The organism is Azonexus sp., assembly GCF_036170495.1.
Taxonomy (GTDB): Bacteria; Pseudomonadota; Gammaproteobacteria; order Burkholderiales; family Rhodocyclaceae; genus Azonexus.
On sequence record NZ_JAVHPH010000052.1, the window covers coordinates 1 to 6,404 of the forward strand.

Sequence of the window (6,404 nt, forward strand, 5' to 3'; positions counted from 1 at the left end):
GCCTTCTCGACAGCCGGCTGGGCCAGGGCGGTCTGAGCGGCGAGGGCTTCCTTCGGATCCTTGGCCCCCATGACCGACTTGACGCCGGAAACGGTATCTTCCAGAGCGGCGCGGGCGGTGTTCAGGTTCAGGGCTGCGATGCGCTCGGCAGAGGCCAGGGCGGTGTTGGCGACGGACAGCAGGGAGTCAACGGTGGCTTTGTTGGCGGCGGCGAATTGCTCAGGATTGATAGACATGTGTTGTCTCCAGAAGAAAGGGTTATCGGTGTGTTCGGAAACGAGTATAGCGCACTATTTGCAAAAATTGTGCACTGCAGCAATTTTAATGATGGGCCGGTTCGGATGCGGTCGGGACGTCGGCAGCAAACTGGCGTTTGAGTTCGTCGACCAGCCCCTTGGCCGCGTCCTCGATCATCTCGAGCACCAGCTCGAAACGCCCACCGAGCGTGAGGTAGGGGTCGGGAACCTCGTCTTCGTCGAAGCGCCTGGCGTAGTCCATGATCAACCTGATCCGCATCAACTGCTCCTCGGTCGCCATGCGTCGCAGGTTGTATAGATTGGTCCGGTCCATGGCCAGGATCAGGTCGAAATAATCCAGATCCTGCCAGCCGATGCGTCGAGCGCGGATCTGTGACAGGTCATAGCCCCGCGCCCGGGCAGCCCGCTGGCTGTTGGCGTCGCTGGCTTCGCCAACACGGTAGCCGTGGGTGCCGGCCGAGCAGACCTCGATGCGGTCCGCCAGCCCGTGTTGCTCAATCAATTGGCGCAGCACCGCCTCGGCCGTCGGCGAGCGACAGACGTTGCTCATGCAGACGCAGAGGATGCGGAAAGGGATTTTCATCGGGCCGTGATGGGCTATTTCAAGTTTCTTTCGCGCACGATGGGTGGCACGAATTTGACTGAAAATCGCCAGCCTTCCGGGGTGGCTTTGAGGATCAGGGATTTTGACTTGGCCCCGGCGTCGAAGGCCGGTTCGTCGCCGAGCAGCTCAATGGCGCCGATGCCCTTGATGACGCAGGCCCCGGGAAGGGTGACGAAAGCCGATTCGGCGGCAACCAGGACGAACTGCCCCTCGCGCGATTCGGAACATGACAGCCCTCTCGGCACGGTCGATGGATTTTCTTTCCAGGCCAGGCGCAGCCTCTCCAGGGCTGTGCCGAGTTCGTTGGTGATTTTTGCGGCGAGGGTGATTTCGCGTGACTTGGCGTGGTTCATTTGATTCTCCGGGGTTCCTCGGCGCCACCGTCGGGCGGCCGGCTTGGTGGCCAGGGTGTTCTGCTATGTTGCTGCGGTCACTGAGTCTATAAGGATAGCCGCTACCGTAGCGAATGCGAAAAAATGCATGCGGAATGTTTGGCAATAAAATTTTGCGAGAATGATTTGTTGATGAACCGGTTTTCAATCTTCGGTTTTTTCGAAGTATGGGTGATGGCCGGCTGGGTGGCATGAAGGCGGCGTGCTTCCTACAATGGGCGCCTGATCTTTTGTCTGGCTATTTACCATGCTTGAATTCCTGCTCTCCCCCGAAATCTGGATTGCCTTCTTTACGCTGACCGCGCTGGAGCTGGTACTGGGCATCGACAACATCATTTTCATTTCCATCCTGGTCGACAAGTTGCCCAGGGAAAAACAGGAACTGGCGCGGCGCCTTGGTTTGTTTCTTGCCATGTTCATGCGCATCGGGCTGCTGCTGTTGCTGTCGTGGATCGTCGGCCTGACCGCACCGGTGCTGACGCTGTTCGGCTTCGGCGTTTCGGGGCGCGACATGATCCTGATTGCCGGTGGCTTGTTCCTGATCTGGAAGAGCACCGGCGAGGTGCACCAGTTGCTCGAAGGCGAGGAGGGCGACGCATCAAGCAAGGTGGCCTCCAGTTTTGCCGGCGTTATCGCCCAGATCATGGTCATCGACCTGGTGTTTTCGCTCGACTCGATCATCACGGCGGTCGGCATGGTCAGTGAAGTCAGCGTGATGATCGCCGCCGTCGTTGCCTCGGTTGGCCTGATGATGCTGTTCGCCCGCGCGATCGGCGAATTCGTCTCGAATCACCCGACGATCAAGATGCTGGCCCTGTCATTTCTGGTTGTGGTCGGTGTCGTGCTGATTGCCGATGGTTTCGGCCACCACGTGCCGAAGGGTTACATCTATTTCGCCATGGCCTTCTCGGTTGGTGTCGAGATGCTCAACATCCGCCTGCGCAAGAAGATGGTCAAGCCGGTCGATCTGCGCGAGCCGTATGCCCGGGAATTCGGCTCGGACTAAGTCAGACCGGCGACAGGATGGCGACGACGCGGCCTGGCTCGATGCGGATCGAACGGAGCAGCCAGCGCGCCGCCTTTTCCTGGGCGGTGCCGTCTTCGCGCAGGATGTATACCGGCTTCGAGCGGAAGTAGTGGGTCATTAGCTGGGTAACGGCCTGGCGAGCCATTGGCTCGGATTCGCGACCGATGGCTTGCGACTGGACCGAATGGGCGACCGGGTTTTCGAGGAAGAAGGCCTTGGCGTTATCGTCGTAACGGATGCCCGAGGTGCCTTCGAAAGCGACCGGTACGGCCGGCCCGCCGAGCAGCGAGACATTGATCCGGGCGGCTAGCGTGGCCTTGCCTTCCGGGATGCCGAGCAGGATTTTGGGCGGTTCGATCAGGGATACGACGACCAGGCCGTTGCCGTAGCTTTTCCGCAGCGTGCCGCTTTTTTCGACCTGCGCCTGGATGTCGGCTTCGGAGAAGTCGATTTCGCGTTCGAGAAAACCAACGCTCCAGGCTAGTGTGCTGGCGATCATGGCCAGTGTGGCCAATGCGGATTTCAATTTGATGGTCATGCGGGTCCTTCAGTTCGTTCCAGGCGGTTTGTCGGCCCATTTTCGCCGATAGTGTAGCGGGGCCAAGCCGGTCCATTCGACAAAGGCGCGGTAAAAGGCCGAGCTGTCGGCGTAGCCGAGATCGGCGGCGACCTGGGTAATCGGGTCGCTGGTTTTGGTTAGCCGGGCCAGCGCCATGTCACGGCGCAGGGCATCCTTGATGGCGCGAAAGCTCGAACCTTCTTCTTCGAGACGGCGGTGGATGGTCCGTGGCGACAGGTAGAGGCGGTGAGCGATGTCGTCGAGGCTCAGCGTTTCGGGCAGCGCCGCGCGCAACAGGTCGCGGACGCGGATGACCATTTCGCGGTCGCGCCGGTAGAGCGTGGTGATCTTGCCCGGGGCGCCGTCGAGGAAGGCGGTGAGCGCGGCTTCGTCGCGGCGGATGGGGAGGTCGAGCAGGTTGGCGTTGAAGCTGGCGACCAGCGTGCCGGTGCCGCCGGGAACGGTCGGCGCGAAACGCGAATCCTCGGTGAAGATCAGCGCGTAGTCGGCGAAGTGGGGCGGCTTGCGGTAGGGAAAGATGACGCTGTCCAGCCCGATACCGCGCCCGGCCAGCCAGCATGACAGGCCGTGCAGCAGGCGAAGCAGCCACTCGAAGGCGAAGACGCGGCCGGCGTCGTCGGTGTCGTCGGCTAGTTTGCGCGTTTCGGAAATGACAAGTTCGGCATGGCCGTGCGAGCGGCGCACGCTGACCGCCAGATCGGGGAGTACGACGTGCAGAAAACGGCTGGCCCGGGCCAGCGCTTCGGCCAGGGTCGGGGCGCTGAGGCAGCCGCGGCAGAGGAATTCGAAGCTGCCGACGCGCATCGGCTGGGCGAACAGGCCGAAGCCTTCGTCGTCGAGCTGGTGGTTGAGCCGGTTGTACAGCGCGGCGTAGCTTTCGACTGGAATCCGCCTGGCCGTGTCTGCAATGTCAATGTCGGTGGCGGCCAGCAGTCGGGCGGGGTTGATGTTTCGTCGCGCCAGGCCGGCCAGCATGCCGGTGACAAAACCCATGGCAACAGTGGTTTGCGTTCGGGTGCTGGGCGGCTTGGGGCGGCTGGATTTCAATTTTGGCCATTTTTTCCGGTTGACCGTAGCACTGTATCACCTTGGCGGAATTTGCACGATTGTCGTCATTCGCGACAATGGCAGGGGTTTCAAAGGGGCATACCATGGGCGCCTTTCCATCTTTTCGATGAGGCTGGCGTCATGACCGATCTTTCCGTTGCCAAGAAGCTTTCTCCGTACAAGCCCAAGCACAAGGTGCGGTTCGTCACCGCCGCCTCGCTGTTCGACGGCCATGACGCCTCGATCAACATCATGCGGCGCATCCTGCAATCGACCGGCGCCGAGGTCATCCACCTCGGCCACAACCGCTCGGTGCAGGAGGTGGTCAACGCCGCTTTGCAGGAAGACGTGCAGGGCATCTGCATCACGTCGTATCAGGGCGGCCACGTCGAGTTTTTCAAATACATGATCGACCTGCTCAAGGCCAACGGCGGCGCCAACATCAAGGTCTTCGGCGGCGGCGGCGGGGTCATCGTGCCGTCTGAAATCAAGGAACTGCACGCTTACGGCGTGAGCCGCATCTACGCGCCGGAAGACGGCGTGCACATGGGCTTGCAGGGCATGATCAACGAGGTCGTCGAGAAGTCCGATTTCGATGTGGCCGATGAGGGCGTACCGACGGCCGAGTCGGCGCTAGCCGGTTTGCAGGCGGGTGACAAGCGCTTGCTGGCGCGCCTCATCACGCTGCTCGAAAACGGCGAAGCGCCGGCCCTCAAGGCGCCGCTGCTCAAGGCAGCCGCCGCGCTGGAAACGCCGGTTCTCGGCATCACCGGCACCGGCGGTGCCGGCAAGTCCTCGCTGACCGATGAACTGGTTCGCCGCTTCCGCCTTGATCAAAACGATAGCGTCAAGATCGGCCTGATCTCGATCGACCCGTCGCGCAAGCGGACCGGCGGTGCGCTGCTCGGCGACCGCATCCGGATGAACGCCATCGAGCATCCGAACATCTTCATGCGCTCGCTGGCTACCCGCGATACCGGCTCGGAAATTTCCGTCGCGCTGCCCGAGGTCATCGCCGCCTGCAAGCTGGCCGGCTTCGATCTGGTCATCGTCGAAACCTCCGGCATCGGCCAGGGCAATGCCGCCATCGTGCCCTTCGTCGATCTGTCGCTCTACGTCATGACCCCTGAGTTTGGCGCCGCTTCGCAGCTCGAGAAGATCGACATGCTCGACTTCGCCGATTTCGTGGCCATCAACAAGTTCGACCGCAAGGGCGCCGAGGACGCGCTGCGCGACGTGCGCAAGCAGTACCAGCGCAATCGCGAAGCCTTCACCACGCCGACCGACGACATGCCGGTGTTCGGCACACAGGCTGCCCGTTTCAACGACGATGGCGTGACTGCGCTGTATCAGGCGCTGGTCCCAGCCCTCAGCGAAAAAGGGCTGAAATTGCAGCCCGGCAAGCTGCCGCTGGTCACCGTCAAACAGTCCTCGACCCAGCGTGCCATCGTGCCGGCCCAGCGCGTCCGCTACCTGGCGGAAATCGCCGACACCGTGTGCGGCTATCACGCGCATACCGAAGAGCAGGTGAAAATTGCCCGCGAACGCCAGTCGCTGCGCATTTCGAAGGGCATTTTTGCCGCTTGCGACAAGTCGACCGCAGACTTTGACGACATGGCCGCCTTCAAGGATAGCCAACAGGATCCGAAGGCCAAGAAGCTGCTCGACATGTGGCCGGCCACCGTCGAGGCCTATGCCGGCGACGAGTACGTCGTCAAAATCCGCGACAAGGAAATCCGCACCAAGCTCGTTTCCGAGTCGCTGTCCGGTACCAAGATCAGGAAGGTCATCCTGCCCAAGTTCGGCGACGATGGCGAAACCCTGCGTTTCCTGATGCGCGAGAACGTTCCGGGTTCCTTCCCTTACACCGCCGGCGTTTTCGCCTTCAAGCGCGAAGGCGAAGATCCGACCCGGATGTTCGCCGGTGAGGGCGACGCCTTCCGTACCAACCGCCGCTTCAAGCGCGTCTCCGAAGGTATGCCGGCCCACCGCCTCTCAACGGCTTTCGACTCGGTTACGCTCTATGGTTGCGACCCGGACGAGCGCCCCGATATCTACGGCAAGATCGGCAATTCCGGCGTCTCGATCGCCACGCTAGACGACCTCAAGGTGCTCTACGACGGTTTCGACCTGCTCGCGCCGAGCACCTCGGTCTCGATGACCATCAACGGCCCGGCACCGATCATCCTGGCTTGCTTCTTCAACACCGCCATCGATCAACAGATGGTCAAGTTCCAAAAGGACAACGGTCGTCAGCCGACCGAAGACGAAGCCGAGAAAATTCGCGAATGGACGTTGTCCACCGTGCGCGGCACGGTGCAGGCCGATATCCTCAAGGAAGATCAGGGCCAGAACACCTGTATTTTCAGCACCGAATTCGCGCTCAAGATGATGGGCGACATCCAGGAATTCTTCGTCCATCACCAGATCCAGAACTTCTATTCGGTGTCGATTTCCGGCTATCACATCGCCGAAGCCGGCGCCAACCCGATCAGCC

7 protein-coding genes are annotated in these 6,404 nt (G+C 61.4%); 2 read left to right on the forward strand and 5 right to left on the reverse strand.

The annotated features are described in order from the left end of the window. The 3 genes from ADADOO_RS01840 to ADADOO_RS01850 all read right to left on the reverse strand — a co-directional run. The coding region (locus ADADOO_RS01840; RefSeq protein WP_511274502.1) for a phasin family protein at positions 1-236 on the reverse strand (236 nt) is incomplete at its 3' end. An 85-nt stretch (positions 237-321) separates the two neighbouring features. Next, complete coding sequence (locus ADADOO_RS01845; protein ID WP_511274504.1) at positions 322-840, reverse strand: low molecular weight protein-tyrosine-phosphatase; 519 nt, start codon at positions 838-840, stop codon at positions 322-324. A 14-nt stretch (positions 841-854) separates the two neighbouring features. Continuing rightward, the gene (locus tag ADADOO_RS01850; protein WP_511274505.1) at positions 855-1,214 is read right to left on the reverse strand and encodes a hypothetical protein; all 360 of its coding nucleotides are present in this window, start codon (positions 1,212-1,214) and stop codon (positions 855-857) included. Between the two features lie 286 nt (positions 1,215-1,500). Here ADADOO_RS01850 and ADADOO_RS01855 point away from each other — a divergent pair, with 286 nt between their 5' ends. After that, positions 1,501-2,259: a TerC family protein gene (locus tag ADADOO_RS01855; RefSeq protein ID WP_511274507.1), complete on the forward strand. Its 759-nt coding sequence runs from the start codon at positions 1,501-1,503 to the stop codon at positions 2,257-2,259. Between the two features lies 1 nt (position 2,260). Here the strand turns inward: ADADOO_RS01855 and ADADOO_RS01860 are convergent, their stop codons facing one another. Continuing rightward, the gene (locus tag ADADOO_RS01860) at positions 2,261-2,818 is read right to left on the reverse strand and encodes a DUF1439 domain-containing protein (RefSeq protein ID WP_511274509.1); all 558 of its coding nucleotides are present in this window, start codon (positions 2,816-2,818) and stop codon (positions 2,261-2,263) included. 9 nt (positions 2,819-2,827) lie between these two features. After that, positions 2,828-3,853, reverse strand: coding sequence for an AraC family transcriptional regulator (locus ADADOO_RS01865; RefSeq protein ID WP_511274511.1), 1,026 nt, complete (start codon positions 3,851-3,853; stop codon positions 2,828-2,830). A 195-nt stretch (positions 3,854-4,048) separates the two neighbouring features. On the opposite strand from ADADOO_RS01865, the gene ADADOO_RS01870 reads away from it, so the two are divergent. Then, positions 4,049-6,404, forward strand: a 2,356-nt coding sequence (locus ADADOO_RS01870) for a methylmalonyl-CoA mutase family protein (RefSeq protein WP_511274512.1), incomplete at its 3' end; no start/stop codon positions are given.